The organism is Streptomyces endocoffeicus (assembly GCF_016741935.1).
GTDB lineage: Bacteria > Actinomycetota > Actinomycetes > Streptomycetales > Streptomycetaceae > Streptomyces > Streptomyces endocoffeicus.
Genome location: NZ_JAERRG010000266.1, coordinates 1 through 210 on the forward strand (window position 1 = coordinate 1; position 210 = coordinate 210).

Annotated in this window: 1 pseudogene; it reads left to right on the top strand. The window is 71.4% G+C overall.

The window, feature by feature from the left end:
• Positions 1–210 (top strand): annotated as a pseudogene (locus tag JK364_RS54905) (DUF4232 domain-containing protein); the annotation flags it as partial.

Consider the following 210-nt stretch of genomic DNA (forward strand, 5'->3'; position numbering starts at 1 on the left):
GGCGGTGCGCAGGGTTCCGACGCCAAGGCCGAAGGCGGTGGCAGGGCGCACGCGGGTGTCGAGCGCTGCCGCACCGAGAACCTGGAGGCCGCCTTCGCCACGGGTCAGGACGCGCTCCCGGTGCCGGAGGACGGCGGGACGACCGCCACCATCGTCCTGATGAACAAGGGCAACTACTCCTGCAAGCTCGGCGGCTTCCCCGGTGTGGAT